The sequence below is a fragment of the Rhizobium sp. Leaf453 genome (assembly GCF_001425605.1).
Classification (GTDB): Bacteria; Pseudomonadota; Alphaproteobacteria; order Rhizobiales; family Rhizobiaceae; genus Pararhizobium.
The window spans coordinates 85,976-103,027 of sequence record NZ_LMRG01000010.1 but is presented as its reverse complement, the minus strand read 5'-3'; the positions used below and the strand labels follow the sequence as shown (position 1 = coordinate 103,027).

Annotated in this window: 17 protein-coding genes and 1 pseudogene; 11 read left to right on the top strand and 7 right to left on the bottom strand. The window is 56.8% G+C overall.

What is annotated here, in order from left to right; translation table 11 throughout:
- Positions 1-67 precede the first annotated feature (67 nt).
- The 3 genes from ASG68_RS12915 (at position 68) to ASG68_RS12905 (ending at position 2,280) form a co-directional block, all read left to right on the top strand.
- Positions 68-979, top strand: coding sequence for an HNH endonuclease (locus tag ASG68_RS12915; RefSeq protein ID WP_062609792.1), 912 nt, complete (start codon positions 68-70; stop codon positions 977-979).
- A 144-nt stretch (positions 980-1,123) separates the two neighbouring features.
- A complete protein-coding gene (locus ASG68_RS12910) occupies positions 1,124-1,486 on the top strand; it encodes a transposase (protein WP_062577324.1) in 363 nt (120 codons plus the stop codon).
- Positions 1,483-2,280 (top strand): IS3 family transposase, encoded by a 798-nt coding sequence (locus ASG68_RS12905; protein ID WP_062609790.1) that lies wholly within the window; start codon positions 1,483-1,485, stop codon positions 2,278-2,280. The genes ASG68_RS12910 and ASG68_RS12905 overlap by 4 nt, the downstream gene beginning before the upstream one ends.
- An 84-nt stretch (positions 2,281-2,364) precedes the next feature.
- Here the strand turns inward: ASG68_RS12905 and istB are convergent, their stop codons facing one another.
- The 3 genes and pseudogenes from istB to ASG68_RS12890 all read right to left on the bottom strand — a co-directional run bounded on the left by istB (position 2,365) and on the right by ASG68_RS12890 (position 4,974).
- Positions 2,365-3,159: an IS21-like element helper ATPase IstB gene (gene istB / locus ASG68_RS12900; protein ID WP_062609789.1), complete on the bottom strand. Its 795-nt coding sequence runs from the start codon at positions 3,157-3,159 to the stop codon at positions 2,365-2,367.
- Positions 3,149-3,826, bottom strand: a pseudogene (locus ASG68_RS12895) (Mu transposase domain-containing protein); the annotation flags it as partial. The pseudogene ASG68_RS12895 and the gene istB, both read right to left, overlap by 11 nt.
- A 218-nt stretch (positions 3,827-4,044) precedes the next feature.
- The gene (locus tag ASG68_RS12890) at positions 4,045-4,974 is read right to left on the bottom strand and encodes a LysR family transcriptional regulator (RefSeq protein WP_062577319.1); all 930 of its coding nucleotides are present in this window, start codon (positions 4,972-4,974) and stop codon (positions 4,045-4,047) included.
- Positions 4,975-5,081: 107 nt separating this feature from the next.
- Between ASG68_RS12890 and ASG68_RS12885 the strand changes: the two genes are divergently transcribed.
- The 4 genes from ASG68_RS12885 (at position 5,082) to ASG68_RS30630 (ending at position 7,604) form a co-directional block, all read left to right on the top strand.
- The gene (locus ASG68_RS12885) at positions 5,082-5,840 is read left to right on the top strand and encodes an SDR family oxidoreductase (protein WP_062577461.1); all 759 of its coding nucleotides are present in this window, start codon (positions 5,082-5,084) and stop codon (positions 5,838-5,840) included.
- A complete protein-coding gene (locus ASG68_RS12880; protein ID WP_320416514.1) occupies positions 5,732-6,472 on the top strand; it encodes an NADPH-dependent F420 reductase in 741 nt (246 codons plus the stop codon). The genes ASG68_RS12885 and ASG68_RS12880 overlap by 109 nt, the downstream gene beginning before the upstream one ends.
- A 21-nt stretch (positions 6,473-6,493) precedes the next feature.
- Entirely contained in the window at positions 6,494-6,883 is a 390-nt protein-coding gene (locus ASG68_RS12875; protein WP_062609787.1) for a limonene-1,2-epoxide hydrolase family protein, read from the top strand.
- Between the two features lie 466 nt (positions 6,884-7,349).
- Positions 7,350-7,604, top strand: a complete 255-nt coding sequence (locus ASG68_RS30630; RefSeq protein ID WP_244484213.1) for a hypothetical protein — start codon at positions 7,350-7,352, stop codon at positions 7,602-7,604.
- Between the two features lie 1,088 nt (positions 7,605-8,692).
- Here ASG68_RS30630 and ASG68_RS12870 read toward each other — a convergent pair.
- From ASG68_RS12870 to ASG68_RS12860, 3 genes are all read right to left on the bottom strand, one after another.
- On the bottom strand, positions 8,693-9,475 hold the full coding sequence (locus ASG68_RS12870) for a FadR/GntR family transcriptional regulator (protein WP_062577309.1): 783 nt from the start codon (positions 9,473-9,475) through the stop codon (positions 8,693-8,695).
- Positions 9,476-9,645: 170 nt separating this feature from the next.
- A complete protein-coding gene (locus tag ASG68_RS12865) occupies positions 9,646-11,037 on the bottom strand; it encodes an APC family permease (protein ID WP_062602004.1) in 1,392 nt (463 codons plus the stop codon).
- Positions 11,038-11,064: 27 nt separating this feature from the next.
- Positions 11,065-11,985: a proline iminopeptidase-family hydrolase gene (locus tag ASG68_RS12860; protein WP_062577303.1), complete on the bottom strand. Its 921-nt coding sequence runs from the start codon at positions 11,983-11,985 to the stop codon at positions 11,065-11,067.
- 417 nt (positions 11,986-12,402) lie between these two features.
- Here ASG68_RS12860 and tnpA point away from each other — a divergent pair, with 417 nt between their 5' ends.
- The 4 genes from tnpA (at position 12,403) to ASG68_RS12840 (ending at position 15,033) form a co-directional block, all read left to right on the top strand.
- Positions 12,403-12,834, top strand: a complete 432-nt coding sequence (gene tnpA / locus ASG68_RS12855) for an IS66-like element accessory protein TnpA (RefSeq protein WP_062609785.1) — start codon at positions 12,403-12,405, stop codon at positions 12,832-12,834.
- Positions 12,831-13,187 (top strand): IS66 family insertion sequence element accessory protein TnpB, encoded by a 357-nt coding sequence (tnpB, locus tag ASG68_RS12850; RefSeq protein WP_037103391.1) that lies wholly within the window; start codon positions 12,831-12,833, stop codon positions 13,185-13,187. The genes tnpA and tnpB overlap by 4 nt, the downstream gene beginning before the upstream one ends.
- Positions 13,188-13,258: 71 nt before the next feature.
- Complete coding sequence (gene tnpC, locus ASG68_RS12845) at positions 13,259-14,809, top strand: IS66 family transposase (protein WP_062609783.1); 1,551 nt, start codon at positions 13,259-13,261, stop codon at positions 14,807-14,809.
- On the top strand, positions 14,806-15,033 hold the full coding sequence (locus ASG68_RS12840) for a hypothetical protein (protein ID WP_037103395.1): 228 nt from the start codon (positions 14,806-14,808) through the stop codon (positions 15,031-15,033). Before tnpC ends, ASG68_RS12840 begins: the two co-directional genes overlap by 4 nt.
- Before the next feature lie 148 nt (positions 15,034-15,181).
- Here the strand turns inward: ASG68_RS12840 and ASG68_RS12835 are convergent, their stop codons facing one another.
- Positions 15,182-16,438 (bottom strand): calcium-binding protein, encoded by a 1,257-nt coding sequence (locus tag ASG68_RS12835; RefSeq protein ID WP_082554011.1) that lies wholly within the window; start codon positions 16,436-16,438, stop codon positions 15,182-15,184.
- Positions 16,439-17,052: the final 614 nt, after the last annotated feature.

The following is a 17,052-nucleotide window of genomic DNA, read 5'->3' as shown; positions in this document are numbered from 1 at the left end:
GCCTGGGGGCATTTATAACGACCGATCTCCCTGGTTTAAATCGCAGTCACCATGGTAGGGAACGAGTATGGGATTTGAGGTTTTCATTCATCGCACAGATTCGATCTACGACGACAGCCCGGCTGAGCAATATCAGTTTCCGAGCCAGTATCTTGGCCGTGTCCAGGCCTGTGTCGGAGACTGGATCATCTATTACGAGCCCCGAAAAGTGGCGGCGACGCGGGGATATTTCGCGATGGCCAAAGTCGCACAGGTGATTCCGGATCCCACGGCACCCGGAATGTATCTGGCTCTGATCGAGCCCGGCAGCTATCTCGATTTCGTCAACGCCGTTCCCTTCAGCGGGCCAGAGGGTGTAATCGAGCGCGGAGTGCTCAACGACGCGGGACGGATTTCGGGAAGGGCGCAAGCGGCCGTGCGGCCGATCTCAGCGGTAGACTTCAATCGCATCCTGTCGATCGGACTGGCAGAAGATCAAACGGAGTTGCCGCGATCCGGGGAAGCAGCTGTGACGTCGGAACCGAGTGGGTTTTCGGACATTGGGCAGGCTCCATTTATGTTCGAACAGGAGAAGGTGCGCATCGCGCAGCTTTCGTCACGTATCGTTCGTGATCGCCTGTTCCGTCGGCTGATTTTGCAAGCCTACGACAAACGATGCGCAGTAACGGGTTTGAAGCTGATCAATGGCGGCGGCCGTGCCGAAGTCGATGCTGCTCACATTCGCCCGGTCGAAGCGAATGGTCCGGACATCTTATCGAACGGCATCGCTTTGTCGGGAACGGCGCATTGGATGTTCGACCGCGGTCTCATCGGTTTATCGGACGATCTTGAGATCCTTATCTCACGCTACGCAAACGACTCCGACAGTATCCAGGGTCTCATAAACAGGACAGGAAAGGCGATCGTACCGGCAGGTATTCACGAGCGCCCGCATCCACAGTTTCTACAATGGCATCGTGAAAATACCTTCAAACATTAGCATGCCGGTGGTTCATATCCCTTCAAGGCGCCAGAGTGTTGGTTTCCGCGCAGAACTGAGCCGGTTTTGGAGTGAACCCTTTGGGCTGGACCACGGGACAGCTAAAAACTGACACCCTCTGCGGGCCTCAATCGGAGAAGGCTCATGAAGTCCCGAGGTCCATATCGCCGGCATTCGACGCCGTTCAAATTGCAGCTTTGCCAGGATATCCGAAATGGCGTCATTGGACGGCGCGATGCACAGCGCACTTATAGCGTCTCGGCCAACCTCATCCAGTTATGGCTGACGCAGTTCGACCGCGGCGAGCTGAATGATGAAGAGGCAGAGGCCAGCGTCATCGCGGAGTACGAGGCCCACATTGCGGCGCTCGAACGTAAGGTCGGCCAGCTCACCATGGAGCTGGACCTGGTTAAAAAAACACCTCGCCATCCGATCGCCGGCGACAGCGGGAACTCCTCCATCGTCACCGGTCCCCGGCCTGTTCTGTCAGACGGGGGTGCAAAATGATCGATCTCCCGAGAAGCAGTTATTATTACCGATCGACGGCAAAGGCTTTAAATCTCGGCGACAGCGAGCTCGTTGCAATCATCGAGGATATCCAGGACGAGCTGCCTTGCTACGGATACCGGCGCGTGACGCACGAGCTTCAGCGAAGAGGCCACTTGGTCAACCACAAGCGTGTCGCCCGCGTCATGCGGGCCAATGGCCTCGGTATCAAGCCTCGCAAGCGGTATGTTCGTACGACGGATAGCAACCACGGTTCGCCGATTTACCCAAACCTCTATTGCAATGTCGTCCCGGCGCGACCCGATATGGTCTGGGTGGCCGACTTCACGTACATCCGCATAGCCGTCGGCTTTTGTTATCTCGCCGTGATTCTCGATGCTTGCAGCCGGAAAGTCGTCGGTTATGGCCTGTCAAAACGCCTGGATACGCCGCTGGCGTTGGCCGCATTGAGTTCGGCGCTTGAGAACAGAAAGCCTCCACCCGGCTGCATCCACCACACGGACCGCGGATGCCAATACGCAAGTGAGACCTATCGACGAGCGCTCGATGCCGCCGGCCTGCAGGGTTCCATGAGCGCCGTCGGCAACCCGTACCATAATGCGCAGGCAGAGAGCTTTATGAAGACCCTGAAAGTGGAAGACATCTATCCTGCCGGCTACGAAACCTTCGCGGATGTGGCCGAACGCTTGCCCAGGTTCATTGAGGAGATCTACAATGCCAAGCGGCTGCACTCGGCCCTTGGCTACAAGTCGCCAGAAGAATTTGAAACCCAACTCGCCCAGCAGGCGGCTTAGTTTGAAGCGCCTCGCTGGTCCAGCCCAAAGGGTTCACTCCATTTTTCCACCGAGAAGTGAGAACCTCTAAGTATGATTTTCTGATCAGGTTTTGGTCAAGGGATTTGCTTTTTCTCCTCTCTTCTGTGCTGCGGCGGCCGAGCTGGCTTTGAAGCGGAAGCTGTCGTTCCCGGTTTCCAGGATATGGCAACGGTGGGTCAGACGGTCGAGCAGCGCGGTCGTCATTTTGGCGTCGCCGAAGACGGTGGCCCATTCGCTGAAGCTGAGGTTTGTGGTGATGACGACGCTGGTGCGCTCGTAAAGCTTGCTCAGCAGATGGAAGAGCAGCGCTCCGCCCGAGGCACTGAACGGAAGGTATCCGAGCTCATCGAGGATCAGCAGATCGAGACGGACCAGCGTCTCGGCGATCTGGCCTGCCTTGCCCTTTGCCTTCTCCTGCTCGAGCGCATTGACCAATTCGATGGTCGAGAAGAAGCGGACCTTTCGGCGGTGATGCTCTATAGCCTGGACGCCGATAGCGGTCGCGACGTGTGTTTTGCCTGTGCCCGGTCCGCCGACGAGGACAATGTTCTGCGCTCCGTCCATGAACTCGCATCGATGCAGTTGGCGCACCGTCGCCTCGTTGATCTCGCTGGCAGCGAAGTCGTAGCCGGAGATGTCCTTGTAGGCAGGGAAGCGTGCAGCCTTCATGTGATAGGCGATGGACCGGACCTCACGCTCAGCCATCTCGGCTTTCAGCAACTGGGACAGGATCGGCACGGCTGCATCGAAGGCCGGAGCACCTTGCTCGATCAGGTCCGTGACCGCTTGAGACATGCCATACATCTTCAGGCTCCGCAGCATGATGACGACGGCGGCGCTGGCGGGATCATGACGCATGGCGACCTCCCACGATCCGGACTCGCAAGCCATCGTAGCGTTCGACGTTAGCCTTGGGTTCACGCACCAAGGTCAGCGCCTGCGGCGTGTCGATGTCGGGGCCGTCGGTCGTTTTGCCGTCAATCAGCATGTGCAGCAGATTCAGCACATGCGTCTTGGTCGCGACGCCTTGATCCAGAGCCAGTTCCACAGCCCTGACGACAACCTGTTCGTCGTGATGAAGCACCAGAGCGAGGATGTCGGCCATCTCCCGATCACCGCCAAGGCGGCGAAGCATTTGGTCCTGCAGTTGTCGAAGGGCTAGTGGCAATTCCAGGAAAGGCGCACCATTGCGTAAAGCGCCGGGCTTGCGTTGGATGACGGTGAGGTAGTGCCGCCAGTCGTAAATCGTTCGTGGCGGTTTGTCGTGGCTGCGTTCTATGATCCGCGGATGTTCGCAGAGGATATTGCCCTCGGCTGCAACGACCAGCCGCTCTGGATAAATCCGCAGACTGACGCGCCGGTTCGCAAATGATGCTGGCACACTGTAACGGTTCCGCTCGAAAGTGATCAGGCATGTCGGCGAGACGCGCTTGCTCTGCTCGACGAAGCCGTCAAACATGGCGGGTAATGCCATTAAAGCAGCCTGCTCATCACCCCAAACATCCGCGATCGTGCCGGGCAGGATCAAGCGCCGCCAGATGTCCGGCTGGATCTCGTCAATAGAAACTCTGATCTGCACGGCGTTTGCGGATCTGAACATCACTCGAATGAACAAGTTGGGTGGGGATCAGTGAGATTAGCCACGAAAGATGTTCGGTTTCAAGCGACGTGAGTCAGGCTTTGGGCTTCACAGCCCGTGTGTTTTTTCCGGTGCGATCGTTCGAACAGGTCAACCCAAACCGTTCATCCCAAACTGCCTGCAAACCGCTCCGGGTAGTGCTCACGCTGAAACCACTCCACGACGAAATCGATGAACACCCGCGTTTTCGCAGGAAGCAGGGTCTTGTTGGCGTAGTAGATCGATATCGGCCCGGCATCCACCCACCAACCAGGCAACAGCCGCACGAGCTCCCCATTTTCCAGGTGAGGCATGGCGTCAGGCTTCGCAAGCAGCGTCACTCCCAGCCCCAGGATCGCGGCGGCTCGCATGGCGGCTGGATCGTTGACGATAATCGTTTCCTTGAGAGAGACTGCCTGCTCTTCCCCTGCAGCGTTGCGCATCTGCCTTTGCGTGACGCGACCGGTGCGCAGCGATCGCATGACGATCCCGTCCATCTCAGCGAGATCAACTGGGATGGTGACCCGCGGGCGGCCTTCGAGATAAGCTGGTGAGGCGACCGCAATCAAATGGGCGGGCGCAAGCGTTCTGGCGACCACGCCTTGCGCGAGTTCGAAGCCTCCACCGATCGCAGCATCGTATCCTTCGGCGATCAGGTCGACCTGTCGGTTCTCGAACATCCATTCCGGCCGAATGAGAGGATATCGCCGCCTGAACTCGGGTAGCATTGGCAGGATGTAGCCGATGCCGAAGGTCGGACCCATGCTGATCTTCAACGTGCCGGTAGGATGGCCGTCCGGCTGCGCAGCTTCAGCGATTGCGCCCTGCAGGTTCTCAAGATGATCGCGGATCGAAGTGAGGAACCGTTCGCCAGCTTCCGTGAGCGTCAAGCTACGGGTGCTGCGGTGAAACAGTCGGAGCGCCAGGTTGGATTCGAGCGCCGCGACATTGCGGCTCACTCCTGCTGGGGTCAGGCCAAGACGCCGCGCCGCAGCCGAGAAGCTGCCGAGATCGGCGCTGCGCACGAATGACTCCAGGTTCGCAAGGCTTTCCATCATTTTCACCTTCAACGATCACTTGAAACGGATAGCGCCTATTTGCGGCTAATCAAAACGAAATTGTTGGCCCATTTTCACGTCATCAAGAAACAGGAATGAAGATGATGATCCAGGAAAACCAACCACTCGCCGGTAAGGTCGCGCTCGTGACAGGTGGATCACGCGGCATTGGCGCTGCCATTGTCCGGCGCCTTGCCCGTGACGGCGCAGACGTCGTATTCAGCTATGCCGCTTCGGCCAAAATTGCCGGCGAGCTTGTCAAGGAGATCGAAGGCATCGGACGCCGTGCGCTCGCCGTGAAAGCAGATCAAGCCATCGCAGCCGAGGTCGTGGCACTGGTCCACACAGCTCATGAGGCTTTTGGCAAGCTCGACATCTTGGTCAACTCCGCCGGAGTTTTCGTCACCGGCATGGTCGATAATGCGCAGGCGGACTTGGCCGCTTTCGATCGCCAGATCGACGTCAACGTGAAAGGCGTCGTCGCCGCTGTTCGGGCTGCGGTACCGCTGATGACCGATGGCGGCCGGATCGTCTCGATAGGCACCACGGGCGCTGTCCACATCCCCTTTGCAGGTGCTGCCGACTACGTTGCCACCAAAGCAGCGGTCGCTGCCTATACGCGCGGATGGGCCCGCGACCTTGGCTCGCGCAACATTACCGTCAACATCGTCCAGCCGGGCGCAATCAACACTGACATGAACCCGCAGGACGGCCCGTTCGCGGAAAGCCTGAACAAGCTGGCAGCGCTCGGCCGATACGGCCAGCCGGAAGACATTGCTGCGGCTGTCGCATTCCTCGTCGGACCGGACGCTGGCTATATCACCGGCGCCACCCTCAACGTCGATGGCGGCCAGTCGGCTTAACCCTTACTCAATCCAACAGGAGAACAGACATGACGACCATCGGCATCATCGGCGCGGGAAACATCGGCTCCGCATTCGCAAGGATCCTCGCTCGAAACGGGATTGCGGCAACCATCGCCAACAGCCGCGGGCCGGAGACACTCGAGACCTTAGCACAGGAGCTTGCCCCTCACATCACCGCGGGTACCATCGAGGCTGCGGCAAAAGCCGACATCGTTCTCATCGCCGTTCCATGGTCGAAGCTCCCTTCGGCCCTTGCCGGCTTGCCGAACTGGTATAGTCGTATCGTCATCGACGCGAACAACCCGATCGAGGCACCGCTCTTCAAGCCCGCGGACCTGAATGGACGGCTTTCGACGGAGATCGTTGCCAGCCTGGTGCCAGGGGCGCGGGTGGTGAAGGCGTTCAATCACCTTCTTGCCGCCCTTCTGACCAAAGACCCGCATGCGGAAGGCGGGAGCCGTGTCCTCTTCTACTCGGGAGACGATGAGCGCGCGAAGGCGGAGGTCGCGGATCTGATCGCAAAGCTCGGTTTTGCAGGCGTCGACCTTGGACCCATCTCGATCGGTGGTCGGCTCGCGCAGTTCCCTGGCGGACCATTACCGGCAAATAATTTCGTCAAGTTCGCCTAAACCCCTCTCTGGAGCGCAATCATGTCCAAAAATCCCATCGACATTGCCACCATTTTTTTCGGCCACTGGACGGCTAATCGCATAGAGGACGCCCTTTCGATGCTGTCGGATGATGTTCTCTACGACAACGTTCCGCTGCCCAACATCGTAGGAAGAAACAACGTCCGCAAATTCCATGAAGACTTCGGTGTGGGGACGGCGTTCAAGGTAGACTGGACCGTTAGCAACATCGCGGCATCGGGAAACGTTGTGCTCAACGAGCGGATCGATGTGTTCACGCATGACAGTGGCGCGACGATCAGGTTGCCGGTCATGGGTACGGTCACCGTGGAGAACGGGGTCATCACCGTCTGGCGCGACTATTTCGATCTAGCCGACTTCGAGAGGCAGGTTTCACTTCTCAAGAGATAGCCACACTGCACTCCCCGGCGTCTCCGGAGAGCATCTCGGGTCAACCGCGAATGTGGCTGCACTATTGTCTCCCGTGGATTTTTCGCCTTACCGACCTGTCACGGTGGACGGTTACGATTCATTAACCATAATCTGTCACTCTCATCTTCTCGGCGTGGTTCTCCTCCCTCCACTGCCGAAGAAAAAAACTGGGCCGTGAGACACTGTCTCCGGCCCTCTTTTACGTGCTTCGGCGCCGATATACTCGGTCGCGAGTTGGCTTGGGACTGAGTCCGCGTTGCCGCATGTGGCACCCACGCAGAGGAGGTCGAGGTGAGAACCATTCCGAGATTCCGGTTTCCGTCAATGGCTTCGCGCCGGAGGCGATTGTATTGGATGCCTCGTGGCTGCGCGATATCACCGATTGTGAGGAACCGCCAATATCGGCTGAAGTCTCTGTGCAAGCCTATCTCGCTGATCCGGAGACGTGGCACTCGTCGATGGATCTGCTGAACAACTCACGGAAAAAGATCTTGAAGCGGGCTCTCGCGATCATTGCTCGAGCGCGATTACCGGATCATGGAAAAGCTCTCGGCAGCTGGGCGCGGGCCCCCTCGAAAACCTGATGCCCGGCAAGCTTCTCGACGATCTTCGCCCCTGGATGTCTTTCAGCGATGCGATGCGCTACGCACTGAACTGCGTGCGCATGGAGGTCGAACCGCACGCCCGCAAAGCCGACTGAAGGCAATGATGTCAGAGCGGCAATCGCGGCGCCGCAGACCTTGAAACGGAGCGCGGCAGGCAATGATTCATTTACGACCCGCGGCCATCAGATATCGTCAGCTTCAACCTCTATCGTTGGCTTGGCCGGGGTCGATACTGAAGCCGTGCGAAATGTCCTCCGCCAAGGGGATCGACTTCGTCCTCGGTTTCGAGACCAGCACAAAGAGAGTCGAGTCTCGACCATAATGGCTGAAAAATAAGCATTGCTCCATATTGCATTGCAGCATGGGCATGGCTGCCCTGCGATCTGAACGCTGGCGGTCGGGGCAGGCTCTAATATCTTCAGGTCAACGAAGCGATGCACCTCCTCCCGCAAAGCTTCGTGGTTCAGGCGACCCACTCCTCCTCCCAGGAGCGCCTGACGGAATAGCGGCACTCCTCCTCCCAGCCGTTGTTCAATTCTTTCGAAAAGCCTGTCGCACCTCCTCCCGCGGCAGGCTTTTTCGTTTCCGATACAATCTATTGGCTGATCTGAGGCGTCAAAGCAGACTGCCCTGCTCCACCAACTCTCCGGATTTCGAACGATCGTGGATACGCAGATTTCCGGTTGGAGGGTGGTAAGCGTTCTGCTCGTGATCGCAAAAGCGGTAGCGGCCGAACTCTCCCGGCGATTTCAGGGACCTTGGTGGCGCGCGCTCCCCCTGTTTCGATTTCGCGACGAAGGGCTAGAAGTTTGCTATCGTACATGCGCTCGCTGCCGGGACTTTGTAAGCCCACGGTGAAGGTCGTCTTGCGGTGATGCGCTGCTGACTCTTTCGGATCGGAAGGGCATTCCCCGCCAGATACGCTTCCTATTCTCTCGGATCGAAACCGCAGTATCTTTCCGCGAAACATCAATCCCGATATATTGGTCCATGGTTCCCTCCCATTTGATGCTGGGCCTGTTCCAATCGTGAGCCCGTATTTCCACCTTACCGGGGGCAAACACCCATGTCAGATATTGCTTAGGCAATGCCTTTAGGGAAACCGACCCGCGATTACCCCATGTTCAAGAGCTTTTTACATTTCCTCTCAGTTGAAGTTACCCCTACGCCGGCGCCGTGTTTTTTACGATCCACTCGTCGACGGATTTCTGCCTACGCAGGATTTCCGGAACGCCTCCTCGACAATCTCGAGCGTTAAGGCGAAATGCTTATATGCAGTGCGGTAGGCTTTATCCAGATCCTGCGCGATAATGCTCTCTACGAGATCCGTATGTTCCTCGCGCGCCCGTTGGAGATAGTGAGAAGGGTAGGGCTCCGCGCCGAATCCCATAGTTGCTTTTGAACTCAGCTGGGCCGTCAGGGCGGCGAGCTGGTCGTTGCCGGCCATATTCGTAATCTGAAGGTGCAAAGCGACATCGACGCGGCGTGCCGAGGCGGGATTGCCGGTAGCAAGGAACTCCTCCAGAATCAGCGCCAGTTCGCGCGCCTGCTGGGACGAGCGCCTTTCTGCTGCAGTCCGTGCCTCCAATGCGGCGACAAGGCAACGGAAATCGACAAATTCCCTTAGACGCGGTATCTCCGCCTCAAGCACTCGGTGCGTTATACCCGTAACGACTTGCTCCAGATCTACATTCGCAACGAAGTTTCCGCCTCCGCGTCCCCGCTTCGAATTTAATAACCCCCGTTTTCGAACGATTTCGAGTGCCCCCCGGACGGTGACCCGACTGACGCCTTGCCACTCGGAGAGGTCTCGTTCCGAGGGCAATTGTTCGCCCGGCGAATACGCACCGATTGCAATTGCCGTAATTATTCGCTCGGCAAGCTCACCTCGGGCCGTACTTACTTTCAGGCCGCCAGCAGCCTGGAAAAAATCCTGGCTTTTAGCGCCAACTTCATCATCCGACATTGAGGTGGATTGCCTTTCAAAAATGGGTCATGCGCGGCTAGCATATTACCGTCAGAATATTGCTTTCCAATCCCCTATACACGGAGCGCCCGTCTAACCAAAAGCAGCGCGGACCATTTGCAGTGCCAGGAGCGACCCGGCACCGCCCGCCCGACGTTCGGTCTGATGATTTAAGCTCGAACCTCCTCGACGCTATCGAGCCGGCCAGCAATATGCAGTGCGAGTGCGACCGCTACGCCGATACACATCCAGACACCGCCGAGGATTTGCGCGTTGGCGTCGGCATGCCAAAGCGCGTAGGCGAGAATGATTGTTCCAATAACCGGAGAGAGCCAGTGAAGGAACAGCCTGGGGCTGCGGTCGATGAAACCAAATCGGTAGAGAACAGCGATGTTAAGCAGAATATAGGCTGTGAGGGCGCCAAACGTCACGAGTGTTGTCAGCAGGCCTTGATGCTCTGCACCGAAGATGCCGATTGAAAGCGAGAGCGCTGCGATGAGGAGCGTTGCGTTGCGGGGTACGTTATTCTTTTCGCTGACGACCGCAAGTACGGCGGGCAGCTGGCGGTCGCGCGCCATACTGAAGATAAGACGCGACGATGTTGCCATTGATGCAATTGAATTGGCGAAGATCGCAATCAGCGCGGACGTCAGCGTAACAATGATGCGTAGCCAATCGCCGCCGACCTGCCCAGCGATGGTATAGAACGCGTTATTTGTCGCATCGCCTTCGGCGAAAACGGTGCCCGGTGCGACATATAGCGAGGCAAGATAGACCTGCAGCATGAACATCACCGTCACGGCCACAAGCACGATCATTGTCGCTTTCGAAACGGTTTCGCCACCGCCCTTAGCCTCTTCGTTCAGCGTCGATATTGCGTCAAACCCCACGAAACTGAGTGCTGCGATCGGAATAGCGGCGAAAACAATGGACCAGGAGAACACGTCGCTGTTGAAGAGCGGGGTCAGTGATAGCGAAACTGTTCCTCTAACCAGGTCAATCCCCACGGCGCTTACAAAGATTGCTACGACGATCAGTTGAATGCAGAGAAAGAGCTTGTTCATCGTAGCTGTCACGGTTATGCCGCCGAGGTTTATAAAGGCGGCAAGCGCGACGAAGATTCCAACCCAAAGCCAGGCGGGAACATCCGGCCAAAGTCCGGTCATCGCGCTTGCGGCGAATACCGACAGCAGCGCGGGCAGCAGCAGATAATCCAGAAGGATCGCCCAGCCCGCCAGATATCCGACGTAGCTGTTGATGCCGAAGCGCACGTAGGAATAGACCGAACCGGCGACCGGATAGCGCTTGGCCATCTCCTTATAGCAGAGGGCACTGAACAGCATGGCAATCGCTGCGACCAAATAGACGAGGGCAGTCATGCCGGAGGAAAAGTTCGAGGTGAAGCCGAAGACGGCCACGGGGGCCATCGGAACCATATAGATCAAACCGTAGATAACAACGTCGGCAAGCGACATCGTTCGCTTGAGCTCCTGATGATAGCCAAGGGATTCGAGTGTGTTTGCCGAAGCCGATGGCTCGGTCTTTCCTTCCAGTACCTGCATTGCTGTATTCCCCTTTTTTGGATGAGCTTAAGCTTTGATGCCATCGTGTTTTTTCAGGAAGTCGCTCACGACCTGGAAGAACTCGACCGGTGTTTCCAGATGCGGCGTATGGCTCGCGCCACGGAAGACATGGTGCTCGACGGACGGGATGTGCCTGACGAACGGCTCCCAGGATATTGGGGTCGCTTCGTCGAATTCTCCTGCAAGCACTAGAGAAGGTACTGCTATCTGCGGCAGCCTTTCGACGACAGACCAGTTTCTAAGCGTTCCGACTGAAGAGAACTCGCTGGGGCCGACCATAGTGTGATAAACGGTCGGATCTTCCGCCAACCGCGCAAAGCTGTTTTCCAACACATCCGGATAGGGGTGCACTCGGCACACGTGCCGCTGATAGAATTTGGCGGCAGCCTGTTGGTATGCTTCGGAATCCGTCGTTCCAGCCGCCTCGTGCTGGCGGATAGTCGCCTGAACGTCTGCAGGAAGTTGCGACAGTAGCTGCTCAGTCCCTGTCGCCCACAAAGGCATCGAAGCCGGTGAGTCTGCGAGGATCATGCTGAGCACGCGCTCCGGATGGCGCAAAACATATTCCGGGCCGAGCATGCCTCCCCATGATTGACCCAGCAAGTGGTATCCGCCCATCAAGCCGAGGTGGTCCACGAGGTTCCTTAGCTCATCGACGAAAAGCTCGACGGTCCAGAATTCCGCTGGAGCATCTGGTAAACGGCTGCTGCGGCCGCACCCTATTTGGTCGTAATGAATTACGGCGCGCTGGTCATCACACAAGGCAACCATGGGCAGACAATAGTCGTGCGGTATTCCAGGGCCACCGTGTAAAACGATCAAAGGCGGGCGTACGCACTTGCCTGAGCGGGGCGTGGTGACGCGTACCCATGTCGTGTAGCTAAGAAATGGAATCGAGTACTGCGTAACGTTATAGCGGCTGGTCATTACGTCCAAGATAGTTCCCCATTGTTTTCGGATTCTGCCGACGCCTAAAGGTATTGCGACAATACCTTACACATAAAAGGCGTTATGTTAATACCTTTTATGTCGCTGTGATGCGCGCACGTCATTTTTTCCGCCTGCTTATTGAAAGCTTGAAAGGCTGACCGAGTTGCAAAACCCTGGTCGATACGTTTCAGTGCAAAGGAATTCAGTCTCTTAAGGGAGGGGGGTCGGGAGCCGGCTCAGTTCTGCGCGGAAACCAACAGGCGCATCTGTTTCGGTGCGAAGGCCTATGGATTGGGAGGACTTTTTGCCATCCTGGCATTGCGCCACAGAAGGATTACGGTAAGCGCTGTTTTCCTCCCACCTTCCGGATTGCCGGCTTATCGTTGATGTTGTGCCCGAACAGGGCTTCGACATATGACGATTACAGGGTTTACGCCTAGCACCAAGGCCGATGAGATGGTGCAGCGGTTTGAGGTTTTCACTGGATCAGGTCGCCGCCGCGAATGGAGCGACGAGGAGAAGCTTCAGATTGTTGCCGAAAGTCATAGCGGCGAGATGTCGGTCAGTGCTGTTGCGCGGCGGCACGGTTTGTCGCCTGGTCAGTTGTTCACCTGGCGGCGGCAGTCGCGGAAACCATCGGGGCAGACGTCAACGCCGATGTTCGTGCCAGTGGTAATGGATAAGCCTGCAGAGGTGCCTTTGAGACGGCGAAAGACGATGGCTAAGAGCACTCCGCTAGTAGTCGCCATCGAGTTGGAGATTGACGGTGCGCTACTCAGGATCGCATCTGGCACGGACAGCGCGACCATCGCAGCGGTCATCCAAGCTATGAAGGCATCGTCGTGATTGGCCCGTCTGGTGCGGTGAAAGTCATGATCGCCACCAAGCCCGTCGACTTCCGCAAAGGCGCAGAGGGATTGGCCGCATTGGTGAAGGCCGAGATGGGTGCTGATCCGTTCTCCGGCACCATCTATGTGTTCCGGGCCAAGCGAACCGACCGCATCAAACTGATATTCTGGGATGGCAGTGGCGTATGCCTGGTCGCCAAGCGGCTCGAGGATGGCGAGTTCCATTGGCCCCGAATGCAGGACGGCGCGATGCATCTGACGGCCGCGCAATTCTCGGCTTTGTTCGAGGGACTCGATTGGAAACGCGTGCATGCGCCAATCGAAACGCGCACCCCCGTTAAGGCCGGATAGCGGCCGCGACCAATTGAATCAGCCGCATCCAATAGCTCGTTTTGCGAGGCAAAATATGCTGTTCTTGTCCCATGACGACAAGGGCGGACGAGCTTCCGGATGACCTGAACGCGCTGAAAGCGATGGTGCTTTCGCGCGAGGCGGAGAATGCCCGCCTGCGTCAGATCATCAAGGAATTGCAGCGCCACCGGTTCGGTCGCCGCGCCGAAACGCTTCCCGAAGATCAGCTACTTCTGGGCTTGGAAGAAGCCGAGCAGGTCGAAGCGAATTGTCTGGAAGCGAAAGAAGAAGCCTCTGCCCCAGAGCGCCAGGCCCGTGTTGCCAAACGGCGGACGAACCGGGGTTCATTGCCAGCTCACCTGCCACGCATCGAGATGGTCGTCGATATCGATGGTCACGCCTGTCCAGGCTGCCGCCATGATCTGCATCGGATTGGCGAAGACGTCAGCGAAAAGCTCGACATTGTCCCCGCCCAGTTCCGTGTGCTGGTCGTGCGCCGCCCGAAGTATGCCTGCCGGGCCTGCGAGGATGTCGTGGTTCAGGCTCCGGCTCCCTCCCGGCTGATCGAAGGCGGTATTCCGACCGAAGCAACCGTCGCCCAGGTTCTGGTCTCCAAGTATGCCGATCACCTGCCATTGTACCGCCAAGCGCAAATCTACAAGCGGCAAGGGGTCGATCTCGACCGCTCGACGCTTGCCGATTGGGTCGGCCGGGCCGCCTGGCACCTGCGGCCTGTTCATCAACGGCTGCTCGACTTTTTGAAGACATCATCCAAGCTCTTCGCCGACGAAACGACAGCCCCGGTTCTTGATCCGGGACGGGGCAAGACCAAGACCGGCCAGCTCTGGGCGTATGCCCGCGATGACAGGCCTTGGCAGGGAACCGATCCGCCCGGCGTCGTCTATGTCTACGCGCCGGATCGCAAAGCCGAGCGTCCGATGGCCCATCTCGACGGCTTCGTCGGCATTCTTCAGGTAGACGGCTATAGCGGCTATCGCCCGTTGGCTGCCAAGAACACCGTATCGCTGGCTTTCTGCTGGTCGCACGTTCGTCGGCGCTTTTACGAACTGGCGGCCGCCGGTCCCGCACCTATTGCCACCGAGGTACTCAGACGCATTGCCGAACTCTACAAGATCGAAGACGAGATACGTGGCCGCACGCACAAAGAGCGCAGCACCGCTCGGCAAGAAAAAAGCCGTCCGATCACCGATAGCCTGGCTCCCTGGCTACGCGAACAGCTTGGCCTCATCAGCCAGAAGACAAAACTGGCCGAGGCGATCCGTTATGCCCTGTCACGCTGGGATGGGCTGACAAGATTTATCGACGATGGCCGGATCGAGATCGACTCCAACACTGTCGAGCGATCCATCAGGCCGATTGCCCTCAATCGCAAGAACGCGCTGTTTGCAGGCTCCGATGCGGGGGCCGAGCACTGGGCGACCATCGCCTCGCTCATCGAAACCGCAAAACTCAATGACGTTGAACCGCTTGGTTATCTCGCCGACGTGCTCACCAAAATAGTCAATGGCCATCCCAACAGCCAGCTCGAAGAGTTGTTGCCGTGGTCATATAGGACCGATAAAATGGTCCCAATAGAAGAACAGACGTGGAGTGCACCGTGACAGAGCAGAACATCTCATGGGAGCAGGACGGCATCGACACGGGCTGGTTCTTTGCGAAGAATATCGGATCAGTGAGAAGCAGCACCAGTTATCGATCTGGAGGCTGGTGGTTCCTTGCAAAGTGGCTGCCTGACACGGAAGAAAACGATATCGGTCCTTTCAAAAGCAAAACTGCCGCACTGGCAGAAGCGGAAAGGCTAGCTGCTCAGCAGCGCACAAAATAGCTGGACACGCTGACGTCCGCTCCCGTGGCCCCAAAACAGCGCTAACGGATTACGATGGCTTGGTGCAGGACAAGAAAAAGGCCAGGTGAAAAACCCAGCCTTCAATAAAATCTCATTTGAAAGAGGTGCTGTTCGGTACCGAAGAGGCTCACACGACAAAAAAGTTTGCATTGGTCATTGACAGTCCGATGCTTATCTTTACGAACAGGACGCTTCCACCTGAGCCCGTCCCATTTGAATCGTAATAGATCTCCCCGGTATCTTTCTCGTAGATGATCCGATCTGACAAGTCGCCGGCTAAACCCGTTGTGTTGGAACGGAACGCGGAGGATGACAGTCCTCCAGCAGCCAGAGATTTGAAAATAAGGTTGTCGAGTTGGATCGTATCAATCGCAACACTATAGTCGGTTATGGCGTCCACATTGCCCGACGAACTGAGCGAAGAATTGAAGTTAAACGTGTCGTTTCCCGAGCTGCCAGTAAGGGTGTCGTTTCCACCATACCCCTTGATCACATCATTTCCAGCGCCGCCATTGATCGCGTTGGCTGCAGAGTTGCCATAAACTAAATCGTTGAAGTTCGATCCGCTCAAATTCTCAATCGAATTGTATGTATCACCAAGCGCGTCACCGGTGTTTATGGTTGGGTTCGCCAGGCTGACGATGAGCCCTTTGCTAGCTGATGCGTATGAAGCACGATCAGTGCCTACGCCGCCGCCTAGGTAGTCGGAACCGGCGCCACCCATCAGAGTGTCGTTACCTTCCTGACCATAGAGCTTATTGTTCTCTCGTCTGACGTAAATCCTGTCGTCGCCAGCGCCGCCATAAATCGTCCCGTCCACCCGACCGGATCGACCGTCAAAATAGTCGTCTCCGCCTCCTAGGTCGACTGTTCCTATCAAGATGCCATTGTTTGTAATAGTGTCGTTTACAGTGTCACCCGCGAAAGAAAGTGCAATGGCGTATGCCGCACCCTTGATGGTACCGGTGTTAAAAACGTTGACCGATTGAGTTTCCTCATATCGAGCTATGCCCAAATCGTCTGATTCAATGGTTCCGCTATTATTCACGGTGACAACACCTACCGAGCCAGCAATGTAAATTCCTTGGTACGCACCGAATACGTATCCAGCGTTGTCAATTTTAGCATTTTGACTGTACGCCGAAATTCCGGAACCCGTAAAACCGCGAACATCTCCAGATTGTTCTATTTTCAAATAATGGCCAGAGCCGTTTAATAGATAAATCCCTGCGCCTTCGGACGCCACCGATCCCTGGACTATGATTTTATTGTTCGAGCCGTTATTAACGATTTGTCCAACTAATATTGATCTTGAGACAAACAAGCTATCCCCGTTCAAAAGGTCGATTCCAGGGGTATTTTGCATAGGTATTATCCAAGCCATTGTTTACTCCCGTTCTTCTGATGTTTGATGTGCATCAAATTACACCAGCCGACCAAAAAGTCGGGGTCTACGCAGGTCTTTGGCCCCTAAATTGTCTAGTATTACAGATCCAGCTACTCGGGCTTGCGCTTATAAATCCCACGAGGATTGGCAAGCACGCGTTATCAATAGACGCATAGGGTAGTTGCGCTCCACCGCGCAGGCCAGCGAAAAAGGCGGCTGAACCTATACGACCCAAAAAAAGACCGCATCGCAAGAGCGATTTCGGAAAGCCGTCTTTTACACGACCATGTGAGGGGATGGCCTTTAGGCATCGAAACCTATGGCGGCCAGGTTAGAATGTCCGCTCTTGTGCAAAGCAAAAAATGTCACTTTGAGTTCCTTATCGTAGGGCGACCAGCCCCGATCTGAGCGCCGGATCCGGTCACCAAACACCGCAACGCCATCAGCGAGCGAGTGTGCGCATGCTCGGGGGAGGGAAGCTGTCTGGTCACGGCAGGATCGAATCGTGGTTTGCCCCAAGCAGGAATCCCTGCGCCATTAGCTTCTGTCGAAAGTCGATATATGCAGATTCTTTGCCGGGTCGCCGATGGAGCTGCCAACGATTTTGCCCC

Coding starts and splice junctions, on each gene's coding strand:
- ASG68_RS12915 (WP_062609792.1), top strand. CDS start 68: ATGGGATTTGAGGTTTTCATTCATCGCACAGATTCGATCTACGACGAC.
- ASG68_RS12910 (WP_062577324.1), top strand. CDS start 1,124: ATGAAGTCCCGAGGTCCATATCGCCGGCATTCGACGCCGTTCAAATTG.
- ASG68_RS12905 (WP_062609790.1), top strand. CDS start 1,483: ATGATCGATCTCCCGAGAAGCAGTTATTATTACCGATCGACGGCAAAG.
- istB (WP_062609789.1), bottom strand. CDS start 3,159: ATGCGTCATGATCCCGCCAGCGCCGCCGTCGTCATCATGCTGCGGAGC.
- ASG68_RS12890 (WP_062577319.1), bottom strand. CDS start 4,974: ATGGAAAGCCTTGCGAACCTGGAGTCATTCGTGCGCAGCGCCGATCTC.
- ASG68_RS12885 (WP_062577461.1), top strand. CDS start 5,082: ATGATCCAGGAAAACCAACCACTCGCCGGTAAGGTCGCGCTCGTGACA.
- ASG68_RS12875 (WP_062609787.1), top strand. CDS start 6,494: ATGTCCAAAAATCCCATCGACATTGCCACCATTTTTTTCGGCCACTGG.
- ASG68_RS12870 (WP_062577309.1), bottom strand. CDS start 9,475: ATGTCGGATGATGAAGTTGGCGCTAAAAGCCAGGATTTTTTCCAGGCT.
- ASG68_RS12865 (WP_062602004.1), bottom strand. CDS start 11,037: ATGCAGGTACTGGAAGGAAAGACCGAGCCATCGGCTTCGGCAAACACA.
- ASG68_RS12860 (WP_062577303.1), bottom strand. CDS start 11,985: ATGACCAGCCGCTATAACGTTACGCAGTACTCGATTCCATTTCTTAGC.
- tnpA (WP_062609785.1), top strand. CDS start 12,403: ATGACGATTACAGGGTTTACGCCTAGCACCAAGGCCGATGAGATGGTG.
- tnpC (WP_062609783.1), top strand. CDS start 13,259: ATGACGACAAGGGCGGACGAGCTTCCGGATGACCTGAACGCGCTGAAA.
- ASG68_RS12835 (WP_082554011.1), bottom strand. CDS start 16,438: ATGGCTTGGATAATACCTATGCAAAATACCCCTGGAATCGACCTTTTG.